Source organism: Bifidobacterium sp. LH_230, from assembly GCF_056357555.1.
Genome location: NZ_JBKEWJ010000002.1, coordinates 241832 through 257529, shown reverse-complemented (window position 1 = coordinate 257529; position 15698 = coordinate 241832). Strand labels below are relative to the sequence as shown.

At 63.8% G+C, this 15698-nt stretch carries 12 protein-coding genes; 6 read left to right on the top strand and 6 right to left on the bottom strand.

Going from position 1 to position 15698, the window contains the following annotated elements; genetic code table 11:
* Positions 1-147: 147 nt before the first annotated feature.
* From gnpA to AC1A0G_RS02060, 5 genes are all read right to left on the bottom strand, one after another.
* Positions 148-2397 carry a 1,3-beta-galactosyl-N-acetylhexosamine phosphorylase gene (gene gnpA, locus AC1A0G_RS02080; protein WP_476527116.1) on the bottom strand — a complete coding sequence of 750 codons (2250 nt, stop codon included), beginning with the start codon at positions 2395-2397 and terminating at the stop codon, positions 148-150.
* Between the two features lie 166 nt (positions 2398-2563).
* Positions 2564-3514 (bottom strand): carbohydrate ABC transporter permease, encoded by a 951-nt coding sequence (locus tag AC1A0G_RS02075; RefSeq protein WP_476527114.1) that lies wholly within the window; start codon positions 3512-3514, stop codon positions 2564-2566.
* On the bottom strand, positions 3511-4482 hold the full coding sequence (locus AC1A0G_RS02070; protein WP_476527112.1) for a carbohydrate ABC transporter permease: 972 nt from the start codon (positions 4480-4482) through the stop codon (positions 3511-3513). The genes AC1A0G_RS02075 and AC1A0G_RS02070 overlap by 4 nt, the downstream gene beginning before the upstream one ends.
* Positions 4483-4620: 138 nt before the next feature.
* A complete protein-coding gene (locus AC1A0G_RS02065; protein ID WP_476527111.1) occupies positions 4621-5937 on the bottom strand; it encodes an ABC transporter substrate-binding protein in 1317 nt (438 codons plus the stop codon).
* Positions 5938-6225: 288 nt separating this feature from the next.
* Entirely contained in the window at positions 6226-6963 is a 738-nt protein-coding gene (locus AC1A0G_RS02060) for a copper homeostasis protein CutC (RefSeq protein WP_476527110.1), read from the bottom strand.
* Between the two features lie 210 nt (positions 6964-7173).
* On the opposite strand from AC1A0G_RS02060, the gene AC1A0G_RS02055 reads away from it, so the two are divergent.
* The 6 genes from AC1A0G_RS02055 (at position 7174) to AC1A0G_RS02030 (ending at position 14280) form a co-directional block, all read left to right on the top strand.
* Positions 7174-8376, top strand: coding sequence for an ROK family transcriptional regulator (locus AC1A0G_RS02055; RefSeq protein WP_476527108.1), 1203 nt, complete (start codon positions 7174-7176; stop codon positions 8374-8376).
* A 79-nt stretch (positions 8377-8455) separates the two neighbouring features.
* Positions 8456-9352, top strand: coding sequence for a carbohydrate kinase family protein (locus tag AC1A0G_RS02050; RefSeq protein ID WP_219068727.1), 897 nt, complete (start codon positions 8456-8458; stop codon positions 9350-9352).
* Between the two features lie 191 nt (positions 9353-9543).
* Positions 9544-9933, top strand: a complete 390-nt coding sequence (locus AC1A0G_RS02045; RefSeq protein ID WP_219068729.1) for a VOC family protein — start codon at positions 9544-9546, stop codon at positions 9931-9933.
* A gap of 139 nt (positions 9934-10072) precedes the next feature.
* Positions 10073-11455: an L-fucose:H+ symporter permease gene (gene fucP / locus AC1A0G_RS02040; protein WP_476527107.1), complete on the top strand. Its 1383-nt coding sequence runs from the start codon at positions 10073-10075 to the stop codon at positions 11453-11455.
* A 182-nt stretch (positions 11456-11637) separates the two neighbouring features.
* Positions 11638-12939: a glycoside hydrolase family 125 protein gene (locus tag AC1A0G_RS02035; protein WP_476527105.1), complete on the top strand. Its 1302-nt coding sequence runs from the start codon at positions 11638-11640 to the stop codon at positions 12937-12939.
* Positions 12940-13044: 105 nt separating this feature from the next.
* The gene (locus tag AC1A0G_RS02030; protein WP_476527103.1) at positions 13045-14280 is read left to right on the top strand and encodes an AGE family epimerase/isomerase; all 1236 of its coding nucleotides are present in this window, start codon (positions 13045-13047) and stop codon (positions 14278-14280) included.
* Between the two features lie 426 nt (positions 14281-14706).
* On the opposite strand, the gene AC1A0G_RS02025 is transcribed toward AC1A0G_RS02030, so the two are convergent.
* Positions 14707-15534, bottom strand: coding sequence for a sulfite exporter TauE/SafE family protein (locus tag AC1A0G_RS02025; protein WP_476527101.1), 828 nt, complete (start codon positions 15532-15534; stop codon positions 14707-14709).
* Positions 15535-15698 lie beyond the last annotated feature (164 nt).

The following is a 15698-nucleotide window of genomic DNA, read 5'->3' as shown; positions in this document are numbered from 1 at the left end:
CGCTGACACCCTCCCCTGAAAGGGGAGGGAAGTGTTTGGCCTTTCCCTCCCCTTTCAGGGGAGGGTGTCAGCGAAGCTGACGGGTGGGGTACTGCGGACGAAGTCCGCCGACAACACCGCATCGCGCGAAGCGCGATTCCGTTTCTCTCAGATGCGCCGCCAGGCGATGGCGCTGGCGTCGAGGTCGAAGCGCTCGCTCGCACCGCCTGGCAGTGCCACGTCGGTGGTTTGCGGGCGGCCGGTGTTGTTGATCACGCAATACCAGCCGGACTTGGGGAACCGTGCGACCTCGCACTCGGGGTTGGTCGAGCTGTAAGCCGCATACCGGTCCTCGTGATGGCTCGCGTAGAACAGGATGCGTTCGAGCAGTCGCGCGTTCGCGGCTGAATACGGCAGTCCGGACACGTACACGCCGCGACCAGCCCCGTACTCGTTGACGGCGAGCTGTACTTCGCCGCCGTCCGCACGCAGCAGGGTCACGCGTTCGTTCACCGGGAAGGTGTTGGGGATCGCCTCGCCGAAGTCGATGCCGCCGAGCGGCGACTTGCCCTGTCCGCCGCCGCAGCCCGACAGCGGGATACGGTATCCGGCCGATTCCCATGCCTTACGCGCCGCCGGGTCGACGGGCACGTCGGCGGTGATGAAGTGGTCAGGCGTGACGGGTGGGAAGTACTTGTCGACCGACAGGGTCTGGAAGCGTTCCTCGTCCACGCCGAGCACGTCGGCCAGTTGGAAGAACCGCCCCTGGAACCACTGGGAGCTGGGTTCTCCCACGCCGACGAGCGCGCCGCCGCCGCGCACCCACGCGCGCAGCGTTTCGGCCAGCCGCGGGTCCTTCGCCCAGATGTCGCCGCCCGAGTATGCGGTGTCGACCGGACCGCCGGTGATGATCACGTCGATGTCGTCGTCGACGCCGTGTTCGATCACGTCGTCGAAGCTGACGAACCGCACGTTGACGCGCATGCCGGACAACGATTCGAGGATACCGTAGTACGAGGTGGTCTGCTTGTTGGGCAGGGCGTGCGCGACCGTGTACGCCATCCACGAGCGCATGCGTCCCCACGAGTTGAGGATCGCGACGTTGAGTTCGCCTTCGGCGGCCTCTCCCCCGGTGCGCTCGTGGATGTCGCGGAATTCGTCGGCGATGTGCGTCACCGCGTCCACGAACTTGGGGAACTTCGCGGCCAGCGACAGGTAGCCGCCGTAGCCCATGCGCGCGATCGGCGAGCGCAGGATGGCGCGGCGGGCCTTGCGCCAGTTGTCCCATGCCTCGATGCTCGGGTCGTTGCCCTCGTAGAACGTGTCGGGGAAGAAGTACGGCAGGAACCGGCCTTCGGTATAGCGCACGCCCTTGATGTCGGCGATCATGCGGGTGGTGGTGCCGTCGCCGATCGAACCGACCACGGCGTCGAGACCGAGATCGGAGAATCCGTCCTTGTACGGTTCGGTGCCGATCCACTGGTCGCCGAGGAACATCATGGCTTCCTTGCCGGCCGCATGCGACATGTCGGCGAGTTTCTTCACGTTCTCGCGTACGAAGCCCGACAGGAAGTCGATCCAGTCGCGCTGGGCCTTGCGCGGCACGCGCCATGCTGAGTTGTAGCAGCCTTCGTCCACGAAGTCCTCAGGGCGCAGACGATAGCCGTACTGCTTCTCAAAGTCGTCGAGCGCGGCGGGCGAGACGGTGCACGAGCAGCCGAACCAGTCGACGATCTTCTCGCGGTGCTTCGGGTCGAAGATCAGTGTGAACTGGTAGAAGAACGTGGTGAAGCGCACGACGTCGGTGTCGGGGTTCGCTGCAAGCCACTGTTCGAACGTGTCGAACACGAACTTGCGGGTGGCCGGATGGTAGATGTCGAACGGGATCTCATGTTCCTTGTCGCCCCAGTCGTTGGTCAGGTGGTTGTACATTTCGACCGGGTCCCAGATGATGTAGGCGAGGAACGAGACGGTGTACTCGTGCATCGGGGTCGCGCCGACGACGGTGACCGTGTGGGCCGTCGCATCTACCGTCCAGTGAGTCGGGTCCACGACGTCTCCGGTGGTGCGGTCGACGACCTCCCAGTATCTGGCGGGGTCGGCGTCGTAGTTCGGGGTGAGCTGTTCGGCGAAGAACCCGGTCATGAGATCGATGGTCACGGTGTCGGTTTCGGCGAGTTCGCGCTGGGTGAGCAGATAGACCTGCGGGGTCTCGTCCATGTGCAGGGTGATCCACTCGTTGTGGGCGCGGGTCGGGAAGTACGCGCTGTAGATCTTCTTGCCAAGCGCGCGCACGGCGTCGTCGAGCTGGGTGCCGTCCGAGTTGCGGATCGCGTCCGCACCCCACAGGTCGGCGAGCTCCTTGGTCTTCTCGGCGAAGTTCGATTCGCTCGGAAGGGTGAAACGTCCGGTGGTCATGAAGTATTGCTCCTTTGCAACGATTCTTGGCTCCCCTTGCTAGGGGAGCTGTCAGCCGGAGGCTGACTGAGGGGTAGCCGCACCCCATATGTTCGACACGTGTTCCCTCCCCCAGTCAGCTTCGCTGACAGCCCCCTCATCTGAGGGGGCCAAGGAGGGGAGAAACTCAGCCCTTGACCGCACCAGCGGCGAGGCCGGCCTGCCAGTAGCGCTGGAGGCCGAGGAAGAGGATGATCACGGGCAGCACGCCGAGCAGCGCGCCCATCATGAGGGCACCGCGCTCGTTGAACGTGGCGAGCGAGACCATACCGTACAGGCCGAGCGTGACGGGCTTCAACGTATCCGCCGAGATCATCATCAGCGGCAGCAGGAAGTTGTTCCACGTCGCAACGAACAGGAACAGGAAGATCGTCACCATCGCCGGCGCGAGAATGCGCAGCACGATCGTGAAGAAGATCCTCGCCTCGCTGGCCCCGTCGATGCGCGCAGCCTCGAGCAGTTCGTTCGGCACGGAGGTCTGCGCATACACGCGGCCGAGGAAGAAACCGAACGGCGAGACGCAGCACGGGATGATGACGGCGAGCATCGTGTCGGTCAGGTGCATCGCGTGGAAGATCGAGTACTGCGGAATGGTCAGCAGCGCGGCCGGCATGAGCATGCAGCCCATGATGACGCCGATGGCGAGGTTCTTGCCGCGGAAGTTGAACTTGGCGGTGGCATAGCCGGCCATGACGGCGACGAGCGTGCCGACTGCGGCGGAGACCCCGGAGTAGATCAGGGAGTTCAATACCCAGCGCCAGAAGTTGCCGCGCGTCCAGCCCAGCAGCTTACCGTAGTTGGTGGCGATGGCGTTCGGCAGCTGGTCGAGTCCGACGGCGAACCACAGGCCGTTGCTGCCGGTCATCTGGCTGGGCGTCTTGGTGGAGGCGATGATCGCCCAGTAGATCGGGAACAGGAAGTAGATGAGCGTCAGTACCAGCACGACGATCGTGACGGTCTTGACGGCCGCGGACGGCTGCATGGAACGCGGCAGGTCGTTGGCGTGCAGGTCGCGGATGCGGTCGGCCTTTTTGCGCGCGCGCAGGGCGGCGCGCTCCTTGGGGGTCATGCTGCTCATTCCTGGTTCACCTTCCTTTCTGCGAGGGCATACAGCGCGGCAAGGATGCCGGCGATGAGCGCCATGACGATGGCGATGGCGGAGGCGGGGCCATCGCCGCTCGGGGTGAGGGTGCCGCGCGAGGTGTAGAGGGCCATCATCATCGGCGTGAACGACTTGGAGATGCTCGGATCGGACACGGACATGATCTCCGGCTCGTTGAACAGCTGGATGGTGCCGACGATCGACAGCAGCATGGCGAGCAGGGCGGCGGCGCGCACGTTCGGCAGTTTGATGCGCATGGCGATCTGGAATCCGTTCGCGCCGTCGATGCGGGCGGCTTCGTACAGGTCGTGCGGGATGGCCTGCAGCGCGGCGAGGAAGATCAGCATGTTGTAGCCGGTGAACGTCCAGGTGGTGATGTTGGCCATCGAGCCGATCACGATGTTCTTGGCGAAGAAGTCGACGTTGATGCCGATGGCCGCGAGTCCCTTGACGATCGGCGAGATCTGGCCGTTGTACAGGAACACCCAGATGATCGACGCGACCACGCCCGGAATGGCATACGGCAGGAAGTAGCCGAGGCGGAACACGGTGACGCGCTTGACGATGAACGAGTCGAGCAGCATGGCGAGCGCCAGTGCGGCGATGATCATGAACGGCACCTGGATGAGCGTGTAGAGCAGCACGCGGCCGATGCCGGACCAGAATGCGGCGGAGGTGACGACGTACTGGAAGTTCTGGAGGCCGACGAATTTGTTGACGAGCTTGCCGCCGCCGTATGCGCCGCCGCCTTCGGCTACCTGACGGAAGAAGCTGGAGTAGATGGCCCAGATGATGGGCAGGATGAAGACGAGCGCGAACAGGATGGCGAACGGGGCCATGAAGGCCCAGCCGTTGCGGTTCTCGCGTTTGACGGCGTCGGAGCGCTTCGGCTTGGATGATGTTCCGGCCTTGGTCGCGTTCGCCGCATGGGTGGTGTCAGTCATGGGAACGACCTTGCTTTCGGACAGGAGAATGGATGTGGTTCATAAGGAAAGGCCGGAGCGTGGGACTCCGGCCTTTCTTCAGATGGTGTGGGAACGGCTGTCATCTGCCGGAAAAGGCCCGGTCAGCGCACCTGTTCGTCACTCCTTGACGGACAGGTTGAGGTTCTTCAGCGTGTCGATGGAGGTCTTCTGCGCGACGGAGAAGATGTCTTCGACCTTGCCGGAACCGTCGACGGCCTTGGCCGCGGTCTCGTTCATCGCGGTGGCGACGGCGGAGAAGCCGGGCATGTAGGTGAAATCGCCCATATTGTTGTTCGCGGTCTTGAACTCGGCCATGATGTCCTGACCGCCGAAGAACTCGGCCCACTTCTCGGGGGTCTTGGCGTCCGCGGTGGTGGCGGCCGGCACGAGGCCCTGGGAGACGAGATCGGAGATCTGCGTGTTGAACCAGTCGAGGAACTCCATGGCCTCCTTCGGGTGCTTGGAGGTCTTGAGCACCGCGACGCCGGAACCGCCGTCGGGGCCGGTCTTGCCGGCGTTGCCGAACCAGTCGCCGAGCTGGGCGACCTGCCAGTCGCCGGCACCGGTCTCGCCGGCGGATGCCATGAACAGCGGGGCCTCCCATGCGGCGGCGACGGTGCCGATCAGCGAGCCGTCCTGCAGCGACGCGTCGAAGGATGCGTCCCAACGGGCGTTGGTGGTGGCGGCCTTCGCGTCAATGAGCTGCTGGTAGAGGTCGGCGACGGCCTTGGAGCCGTCGGTTTCGGTGTTGACGACCCACGCGTCGTCCACGACCTTGTACCAGCCGCCGGATGCGCCGGCCAGACCGGAGATCATGTTGCCGGCCTCATCGGGCTGGTAGGACATGATGTACTTGCCCGCGGCCGCGGCCTTCTTGGCGGAGGCGATCATCTCGTCGGCGGTCTTCGGCACGGAGATGCCGAGCTTGTCGAATTCGGCCTTGTTGTAGAAGTAGACGAGCGGACCGGTGTCCTGCGGCAGGCCGAAGTACTTGCCGCCGACCTGCATGAGCGAGTACGGGCCGGACGCGAAGTGATCCTTGTATTGATCGGCATACTGGGTGACGTCCTGCAGCATGTCCTTGGTGAAGACCTCGGGAAGCTCGGCGTAGCCGACCTGCGCCAGATCGGGCGCGTTGTCGTTCTTGACGTCGGTCTCGAGCTTCTTGATCATTTCGGAGGCCTTGCCGTCGAACTTGGTGGCCTTGACCTGGATCTCGGGATGCTCCTTGTTCCATTTGGCGACGATGTCGTTGACGAGCACCATGCCGTCGTTGTCGGGCAGACGGTGCATGTAGGTGATGTTCACCACGCCGCCGTCGGACGAGTCTCCGCCCGCGTTGTTGTTGTCGTTGGTGGTCGAGCCGCAGCCCGCGAGCCCCACGGACAGTGCGGCCACCGCGGCCAGGGACGCCATCATTCGTTTGTTGACCATTGTTCCTACTCCTCTATGAGATGGGAGCCACCGCTTCGTTGCGGCAACTACCATGTAAATATAGAGCCTCGACGGTTATTTGTCAACTATCTTTACATGAATAGCGTGTCACCGGTTAATCCGCGGAATATCAACAATATTCCGCCTTATGAGTCACGTTAAATACCATAAGTTAATTAGTTTTACTATAACACCATTAACAATAATGGCGGGCTTACGCCGACCGACCTTCAACCAGTCGACGCAAGCCCGCCATCTCAACGAACAGACGCACACAGACATCCGATGTCACGCGTGGGCCGCAGCCACGGCGGCCCGCACGACGTAGCGGTCGGTGCGTTCGAGCGGCGTATCGCCGCCGCCACCGGGGCCGCCCTGCGCCGACACCAGCGTTTTGGCCGACAGATGCACGGCATCCACGCCGGTCGATCGGATGTCGCCGATGCGATCGACCTTCACGCCGCCGCCGGCCTCGATCTGGATGCGACCGGCCGCGTGATGCACCAGGGAACGCAGTCGGTCAAGCCCCTCGGGCACGCTCGGCGCACCACCCGAGGTGAGCACGCGGTCGTAGCCCAGCTCGATCAGCGTGTCGAGCGCCGAGAACTGGTCGGGCACCATGTCGAACGCGCGATGGAACGTGACCTGCACGTGCCGGTTGCAGCGGCGGGCCTCCTCGTGCGCGGCATCGACCAGCTGCGCGGCGAAGTCCACGTCGATGCGCCCGCTGTCCGCAAGTCCTCCGACCACCACGCCGCGCGCTCCGGCGAGGATGGCCGATTTCACGTCGATCAGCTGCACTCGTTTCTCCCGCTCGTCGAACATGAACGATCCGGCCCTCGAGCGGATGAGCACCTGCACGCCCTGCGGCACCCCCACATGGGCGCACAGCTGGATCATGCCGTAGCTGGGCGTCAGTCCGCCCGTGGCGCCCAGTGCCGAACACAGTTCGATGCGATCCGCACCCTCCTGCAACGCGACGACGGCACCGTCGACATCCTGCACTGCGATTTCCAGCGTCGTCATCTTCTTCTCCTTAATATCCGCGCCGTCAGCCCCGACGACGCCAGCAATACCGGTCCTGCCAGCGTATCATCGTCCGTCCGACCCACGGCCCGGCACGACACGCCGAACGGGTTCGATTTGGCACTCGAGATTAACTTCGTTAATATATCAATCAAGTTCAGATTCAAGGAAGATGTGCGACGAAGCTGGACACAAGGAGGTGAAGGACACATGAACGCAACCGCGACCGCATCGCAGGCATCCATTTCGGAATCCAACCGTTCCCGCATCCTTCAGCACCTCTATCATAACGGCATCAGCTCGCGCGCGCAGATCGCCAAGGCGCTCGAACTGACCCCCGCGGCCATCACCAAGATCACCGCCCGCCTGCTGGAAGCCGGCATCATCACCGAAACCGGCGACCTCGAAGGCATCAAGAACCGCCGTTCCATCGGCCTCAAGCTCGACACCGCGCTCTTCCACGTCGTCGGCGTGAAGTTCGCCCGCAGCCTCGTGGAGATCGGCCTGTTCGATCTCGCCGGCAACCGCATCAGCCTCGAGGACCTGCCCACCGTCAGCGACGACACCATCCCCGCCACGATCCGGTCCATCCACGAGCACGTCAACCGGCTCCTCGCCGCCGACGACGAGATCGTCGCGATCGGCATCGCCGTGCCCGGCCCCTACCTGCGCGACCAGGGCCGCACCGCCGTCGTCTCCTCCATGGCCGGCTGGCGTTCCGTCAACTTCATCGAAGAATTCGCCGACGCGTTCCCCGTGCCGGTCTACATCGAGCAGGACGCCCGCGCGGGCGCGCTCGCCCAGTATCTGTTCGACCGCGACAGCACCTGCGAGAACCTCGCCTACTACCTGATCGGCGAGGGCGTGGGACTGGGCGTGATCGACAACGGCCGGCTCATCGACGGCGCCCAGGGCGCCGCCACCGAAATCGGCCACATCAGCGTCGACGTGCACGGTATCCCCTGCGACTGCGGCAACGTCGGCTGTCTCGAACGCTACTGCTCCGCGGTGGCCGTACACGAGCAGATCGTCGCAAACGATCTCGTGGAGGGGGCGGCGGACATGACGCACACCGAGGCATGCCGCGCCCTGTTCGCCGCTGCGAACGACGGCGACAAACCGGCCCTCGATCTCGTGCACCGCATCGGCCGCTACGCCGGCTACGGTTGCGTGACGATCCTCAACGCCTACAACCCCGAGCGCATCGTCATCGGCGACATCGTCTCCGAAGCCGGTCGGCCACTGCTCGACGCGATCCTCGAAACCGTGGCCGAACGCGCGATCCCCGACATCGCACAGGCCACCACCATCACCCTGTCGCCGCTGCCCACCGACGCGACCGTCACCGGCGCGGCGGCCGTGGCGATCACCGAATTTTTGGAGCACCCCTCGGTGTTCTTCGACGACGTCTAACCACGTCGCCGGCCTACACGGCAAACCCCAAACAACCAACTGTCGACGCCAACCGCGCCAACCATAGAAAGGAACCATCATGTCCAAGCCAATCGTGCTGTCCCTCGGCGAACTCCTGTGGGATATGCTGCCCACCGGCAAGCGCGCGGGCGGCGCCCCCGTCAACTTCGCCTACCACGCGATGATGAACGGCACCGAAGGCTGGTCCATCAGCGCCGTCGGCGAGGACGAGCTCGGCGACGAGCTGCTCGTCGAGGCCGAGAAGGCCGGCATCCACACCATCATTCAGCGCAACGCCTGGCCGACCTCCACCGTCGAGGTGGCCCTGAAGAACGGCATCCCGGAGTACACCATCGTCAAGGGCGTCGCCTGGGATCACCTGCTGCTCACCCGTCAGCTCATCGAGGTCGCCGAACAGGCCGACGCCGTCTGCTTCGGCACGCTGGGCCTGCGCTCCCAGGAGTCGCACGACACCATCGTCGAGCTGCTCAAGCACACCAAGGCCTCCGCGATGAAGTTCTTCGACATCAACCTGCGCGGCGACCACTACTCCAAGGAGCTCATCGAGGAGCTGCTCGGCTACGCCACCGTGTTCAAGATCAACGACGCCGAACTGCTGCTCCTGCGCGACATGTTCGACATCCGCGGCACCTCCGACGACGAGGCCTGCCGTTGGTTCATGACCGAATACGGCCTGGACTACGTGATCCTGACCGGCGGTTCGACCTTCTCGACCATCATCTCCAAGAACGGCGAATCCTCCACGCTCAACACCCCGCACGTCGAGGTCAACGACACCGTGGGCGCCGGCGACTCCTTCTCCGGCACGTTCACCGCGAAGATCCTGCTCGGCAGCACCCTCGCCGAGGCCCACCGCGCGGCCGTCAACACCGCCGCCTTCGTGTGCACCCAGGCCGGCGCGTGGCCGAAGTACCCGGAAGTCATGCCGGACTACCTCGCCGAAGCCGCCGAGTGACGCAGTACGGTTCCCGTGGGCGCGCATCGCCACGCGCCCACGGGAACCGTTCGGGTCGACGATGACGCCGGCCCCTCCCCTTTCGTTTCATCGAAATTCAACGCGAATTCCCCTTTTCCTAAGCCATTCGCATCCCCGAACCAGACATCGTCAGTCGAAAACCCAACAATCACACAAACAAAGGAGTAATCATGGCCATTCAGGACACCGTCACGGGCGTGCAGCACGTCGGCATCCCGACCACCGATCTCGAAGGCACCATCGCCTACTATGAGAAGCTCGGCTTCACGTGCCTCGGCATCTATCCGAACGGCGAGGACCGCTGCACCTTCCTGCGCCTGAACAACCTCACCCTCGAGGTGTGGACGATGGACCCGACCCCGATGGAGAACGGCGCGATCAACCACTTCGCGCTCGACTCCACTGACATCGAGGCGTCGTTCGCCGAAGCGCAGAAGCTCGGCCTGAACTTCGTCGAAGGCTCCATCCAGCACATCGACACGTTCTGGGAGCACGGCATCCGCTACTTCAACGTGCTCGGCCCGAACCACGAGGTCATCGAGTTCTGCCAGATCATGTAGCCGCACGCCCGCCGCAAGCGGGTCGTATCGGACTTTCCCATCACACCACGCCGGCGTCCACGCAACGTCGCGAACGCCGGCAAACCATGACACCAGTGTTTTCCAAAAGGGATTTAAAAAGGGATAACAGGGATTCACTATGAGCAACACAACCTCCGCAAAGACGCCGTGGGTGGAGAGCCCCGACGGGTACCTTGACCGCACGCCGGTCCTCCAGTTCGCCATGACCTCAGTGCTGTTCGCCTTCTGGGCGATCGCCTCCAGCCTCAACGACGTGCTGATCACCCAGTTCAAGCCCGTGTTCGAGCTGACCGACATGCAGACCGCCCTCGTGCAGAGCGCGTTCTACGCCGGCTACTTCATCATCGCCATCCCCGCCTCGCTGTTCATCAAGCGCACCAGCTACAAGGTCGGCATCATGACCGGCCTCGCGTTCTTCGCGCTCGGCTGCTTCATCTTCTTCCCGGCCTCTCGCCTGATCACGTACGAGATCTTCCTGTTCGCCATCTTCGTCGAGGCGATCGGCCTGAGCTTCCTCGAGACCTCGGCCGACACGTACGCCACGCTGCTCGGCCCGAAGCGCCTGAGCACGCTGCGCCTGAACGTCGCGCAGACCATGAACGCGCTCGGCCTGCTGACCGGCGTGCTACTCGGCAAGTACTTCGTGTTCCAGGACTCCAACCTGCACACCGAGATGGAGAAGCTGCGCAAGACCGACCCGCAGGCCGCGCTCGACCTCGCCTCCGAGCAGCTCGGCCGCACGCTGCAGCCGTACATCGTCGTCATGATCGTCATGCTCGTGTTCATCGTGCTGTTCGCGATCGTCAGGTTCCCGAAGTGCCGCCCGCAGACCAAGGAAGGCGACGTAGCCAAGGCCACGCTCGGCGAGACGATGACCTACCTCGGCCACAACGGCCGCTTCTGGCAGGGCATCGCCGTGCAGTTCATCTACATCGGCGCGCAGACCGGCATCTGGTCGTTCACCATGCGTCTGGCACTGAACGTGTCCGAACAGGCCGGCGCCCCGATCTCCGACCGCGAGTCCGCGAACTACATGATGATCAGCTACATCATCTTCTTCGTCGGCCGTATCTCCGCCTCCTACTTCCTGTCGAAGTTCCGTGAGACGCGCGTGCTCGCCATCTACATGATCGTCGGTTGCGTGGTGCTCATCGGCACCGCGTTCGTGCCGGGCATGGCCTCGGTCTGGCTGGCCGTGATCGTCAGTCTGTTCCTCGGACCGGGCTGGCCGACGATCTACTCGCGCACGCTCAAGACCGTCGAGGACCGTCGCCACACCGAGACCGCCGGCGCGATCATCGTGATGGCGCTCGTCGGCGGCGCGATCCTGCCGATGGCGCAGGGCGCGCTCTCCGACGCGGTGAACATGCAGTTCTCGTTCATCCTGCCGGCCATCGAGCTGCTCATCGTCGGCCTGTACTTCGTCTCCGAATTCAAGCGTGACAAGTACACCCCGGCCCAGCTCAAGGCCATGACCGAGGACGGCGAGATCGCCAACTGATCCTCCCGGATCGCCGGTCTTCCGCCTTCCGTAAGCTCCACGACTCCCCTTGCCGATATCGCTCTCGGTAAGGGGAGTTTTTTCGTATCCTGCGTGACGTGTGGCGTGTCGGACTACTAAAGCGGTTTAGAATAGTGCCGTACCAATTGATTAATCTCGTTAACAAAGAAGTTGGACCGGATATGACCTACACCGAAGTACCGCAGTCCGTCGCCGCGTTCATGCAGCGCATCACCGACCTGTGCGGCACCGAGCACGCGCGATGGGCCGAGAACTTCAACGCCTGCTTCGCCAACACGCTGCTCACCACCGTCAAACGGCACGAGGACGGCACCACGTTCCTGCTCACCGGCGACATCCCGGCCATGTGGCTGCGCGACTCGACCGCGCAGGTGCGCCCCTACCTCGTCATCGCCAAGGACGACCCCGACCTGTCCGACATGATCGCCGGACTTGTGCGCCAGCAGTTCCGGTTCATCGGCATCGACCCGTACGCAAACGCGTTCAACGAGGAGCCGAATGGGCACACTTGGGACCCGAACGACCAATCCGACTTCTCCAGCCCGTGGTTGTGGGAGCGCAAGTACGAGGTGGACTCGCTGTGCTACCCGATCCAGCTCGCGTGGCTGCTGTACACGAACACCGGTCGCACCGACCATTTCGACGCCGAGTTCGTCGCCGGCGTACGCCGCATTCTCGACGTGTTCGAGACCGAGCAGGACCATGCGGCGCGCTCGTCGTACTTCTTCGTGCGCGACTGCGACATCCCCACCGAATCGCTCGTCAACGACGGCAAAGGCTCCCCCGTGGCCGTCACCGGCATGACATGGTCGGGATTCCGTCCGAGCGACGACGCCTGCACATACCACTATCTGGTGCCGGCGAACATGTTCGTCGTCGTGGTCATGGACTATCTCGAACGCATCTTCGATGGCGGCATCCTCGACGATCCCGCCATCGCCGCACGCGCGAAGGCGCTGCGCGTCTCGGTCCGCGACGGCATCGAACGGCACGCGAAGACGATCAACCGCGACGGCGAGACGATCTACGCGTTCGAGACGGACGGACTCGGCCATTACAACATCATGGACGACAGCAACGTGCCCTCGCTGATGGCAGCACCGTATCTCGGCTACTGCGAGAACGACGATCCGACGTATCTGTCGACACGGCGCACGCTGCTGAGCGACGAGAACCCGTACTACTACGAGGGCGAACACCTGCGCGGCATCGGCTCGCCGCACACGCCGCCGCGGTACGTGTGGCCGATCGCGCTGGCGATCGAGGCGATGACCAGCGGCGAGCGCGACGCCAAGGCGCGCATCCTCGACCGGCTCGTCGCCACCGACGCGGGCACGCACCTCATGCACGAGGGCATCGACGTGGACGATCCCACGAAATACACGCGCGAATGGTTCAGCTGGTCGAATATGATGTTCTGCGAGCTGGTCATGGACTATTTCGGCATTCGCGTCAAGCGATGACGGTATTATGGAAAGCGCTTTCCATAATATGTTACATTGCGACCCCGGTGCAGCCGGCTTCGGCCAGTCGCACCGCCGCACTCACCAATCCAAGGGAGGAAACATATGAGCACCAATCCAAAGTACACGCTCGGCACCGAGGCCAACCGCATCTTCATGGCGTCCGAAACGTATGAGCTGCTGAACTTCGGCAAGGGCTTCCCGGCCGCGGTCGGCGGCTCCGGCTGGCTGAACTCCGACGGCACGATCGACCCGTCGCACGGCGAGGAGACGTGGATCACCAGCCGCATGGCGCACGTCTACTCGATCGGCGAGATGCTGGGCTACCCGGGCGCGGGCGAGCTGGCCGACAAGGCGCTGAATGGCCTCACGGGCGTGCTGCACGACGACAAGAACGGCGGCTGGTACCCGCAGGTGCACGAGGACGGCACGCCGGAGCCAGGCAAGGTCTGCTACGCGCACGCCTTCGTGATCCTCGCCGCCTCCTCCGCGCTGCTGGCCGGCCGCCCGGGCGCCAAGGAACTGCTCGACGAGGCGCTGGCCACCTACGACAAGCACTTCTGGGACGAGAAGATCGGATTCGCGGTCGATACGTGGAACACCGAGTTCACCGAGCTTGACCCGTACCGCGGCCTCAACGCGAACATGCACACCACCGAGGCGTTCCTGGCCGTGGCCGACGCCACCGGCGACAACTCCTATCGCGTGCGCGCCGGCCGCATCATCGACCATGTGATCGGCTGGGCCAAGGACAACAACTGGCGCATCCCGGAGCACTTCGCCTCCGACTGGACCGTCGAACTCGAGTTCAACGCCGACAAGAAGGACGACCAGTTCAAGCCGTACGGCGCGACCCCGGGCCACGGCATCGAATGGGCGCGTCTGATCACCCAGTGGGCGTTGAGCTCGTTCGCGAACCTCGACGGCGCGGCCCCGTACATCGAGGCCGCCGAGCACCTGTTCGCGCGTGCCGTGGCCGACGCGTGGAACGCGGACGGCACCGTGGGCCTCGCCTACACGACCGATTGGAACGGCAAGCCGGTCGTGACCGACCGCATGCACTGGACGCTGGCCGAGTCGCTCAACACCTCCGCGACGCTGTACGCGGCGACCGGCAAGGACGAGTACGCGCAGTGGTACGCCACGTTCGCGCAGTACGTCGACGAGCATGTGATCGACCACGAGGGTGGTTCGTGGTTCCACCAGCTCGACAAGGACAACCATGTGATCGGCACCGTGTGGCCGGGCAAGTCCGACCTGTACCACGCGTTCCAGTCCACGCTCATCCCGTTCCTCGACCCGTCGGTGTCCATCGCCACCGCGGTCAAGAACGCGGAGTGATCCGACTTACCTCTCCCCTTCCTCTATGACGGGAGGGTTGCGGCACCGCCCGACCAGCGGCGCCGCAACCCTCCCGATTTCTATATAGGGCTTTCGCGTAGGTTTGTTGTTGGTATCTAACGATCCCGAAACGCCAACGGCATCATCTTAGGCGCCCACCCTTCTCCTCTTCGCCACACCCTCTTTCTCGGCGCAACTATCTTCGGAGATCATCACCATTCTCCGAAAATAGTTGCAATGACGATATCCCAGCGCAACTATCTTCGGAAATTGCCCCCATGTTCCTGAATTTGTTGCACTGAGAGGTCTCCAGCGCAACGATTCTGGGAGAACGGGGCAAATTTCCGAGAATAGTTGCGCTGGCTGGAACACTGTCGATGATCAATCTATCGATTGATCGATACGGCGATACCTGAGCGATGACGCTCAGTATGTCTTGATGCCGAGATCGATGGTCAGCACGATGCCGGCGATGACGGCGGCGACGCGCATGACGTTCGCGGGGATGTGCCGCGTGATCGGCGGCGCGATGTAGCCGCCGATGAAGCAGCCGATGCACAGCATGATCGCGGCCGGCCAATCAACCACGCCGCGCACGATGAACACGACGGACGCGGTGATGTTCGCGCCCGTGCCGATCAGCGTCTTCAACGCGTTGATCTTGTGGAACGGGCCGATCTTGGCCGCGTCGAGCACGGCCAGCGCCACGGTGCCGGCGCCGGCGCCGAAGTAGCCGCTGTAGACGGCGACGGCCACCACGCCGAGCCACACCCACCATTTGTCGTCACGCAACGGCTGGACGGGCTGGTCCAGAGCACCCGGTTTCTTGCCTTCCAACTGCGCCTGAGCCGCGGCGGCGGCCTGCTTGGCCTGCATGCGCCCGCGCGGATTGAACGCGATCACCAGCGAGCTGAACAGGATCAGCGCCGGCGCGAGGTATTCGAACACCTTCGGGTCGAGGGCGAGCAGCAGGATAGCGCCCAGTACGCCGCCCACCGCGCCGATCGCGATGTAGATGGCCGAGCGCAGCGTCTGGCCCCTGAGCTCCTTGCGCGCGCCCAGCATGCCACCGATGCCGGTGCCGACCACGCCGACCGTATTGGTGGCGTTGGCCAGCACCGGGGGAATGCCGAGCGCAAGCAGGGCGGGATAGGAGACGAGCGAAGACGCGCCCACCGCATAGCCGACGAATCCCGCGCCGACGCCGGCCAGCAGGATCAGCAACAACGTCAATATCGAAAATCCCGCGATCACGGCGGTTCCTTCCTCATGGTGTAACTGCAACCTCGTGCGAGGATACGCCGGCCGACAGGCTCCCGGCGGCTTCGCCGCGGTATGTGGACATGGCGTCCATACGCGAAATGGGCGGAACCGGATTCGGTCCCGCCCATTTCATCATCGACGATGCCGTGTCGCAG

Coding starts and splice junctions, on each gene's coding strand:
- AC1A0G_RS02070 (WP_476527112.1), bottom strand. CDS start 4,482: ATGACTGACACCACCCATGCGGCGAACGCGACCAAGGCCGGAACATCA.
- AC1A0G_RS02065 (WP_476527111.1), bottom strand. CDS start 5,937: ATGGTCAACAAACGAATGATGGCGTCCCTGGCCGCGGTGGCCGCACTG.
- AC1A0G_RS02050 (WP_219068727.1), top strand. CDS start 8,456: ATGTCCAAGCCAATCGTGCTGTCCCTCGGCGAACTCCTGTGGGATATG.
- AC1A0G_RS02035 (WP_476527105.1), top strand. CDS start 11,638: ATGACCTACACCGAAGTACCGCAGTCCGTCGCCGCGTTCATGCAGCGC.
- AC1A0G_RS02060 (WP_476527110.1), bottom strand. CDS start 6,963: ATGACGACGCTGGAAATCGCAGTGCAGGATGTCGACGGTGCCGTCGTC.
- AC1A0G_RS02055 (WP_476527108.1), top strand. CDS start 7,174: ATGAACGCAACCGCGACCGCATCGCAGGCATCCATTTCGGAATCCAAC.
- AC1A0G_RS02030 (WP_476527103.1), top strand. CDS start 13,045: ATGAGCACCAATCCAAAGTACACGCTCGGCACCGAGGCCAACCGCATC.
- fucP (WP_476527107.1), top strand. CDS start 10,073: ATGAGCAACACAACCTCCGCAAAGACGCCGTGGGTGGAGAGCCCCGAC.
- AC1A0G_RS02075 (WP_476527114.1), bottom strand. CDS start 3,514: ATGAGCAGCATGACCCCCAAGGAGCGCGCCGCCCTGCGCGCGCGCAAA.
- AC1A0G_RS02045 (WP_219068729.1), top strand. CDS start 9,544: ATGGCCATTCAGGACACCGTCACGGGCGTGCAGCACGTCGGCATCCCG.
- gnpA (WP_476527116.1), bottom strand. CDS start 2,397: ATGACCACCGGACGTTTCACCCTTCCGAGCGAATCGAACTTCGCCGAG.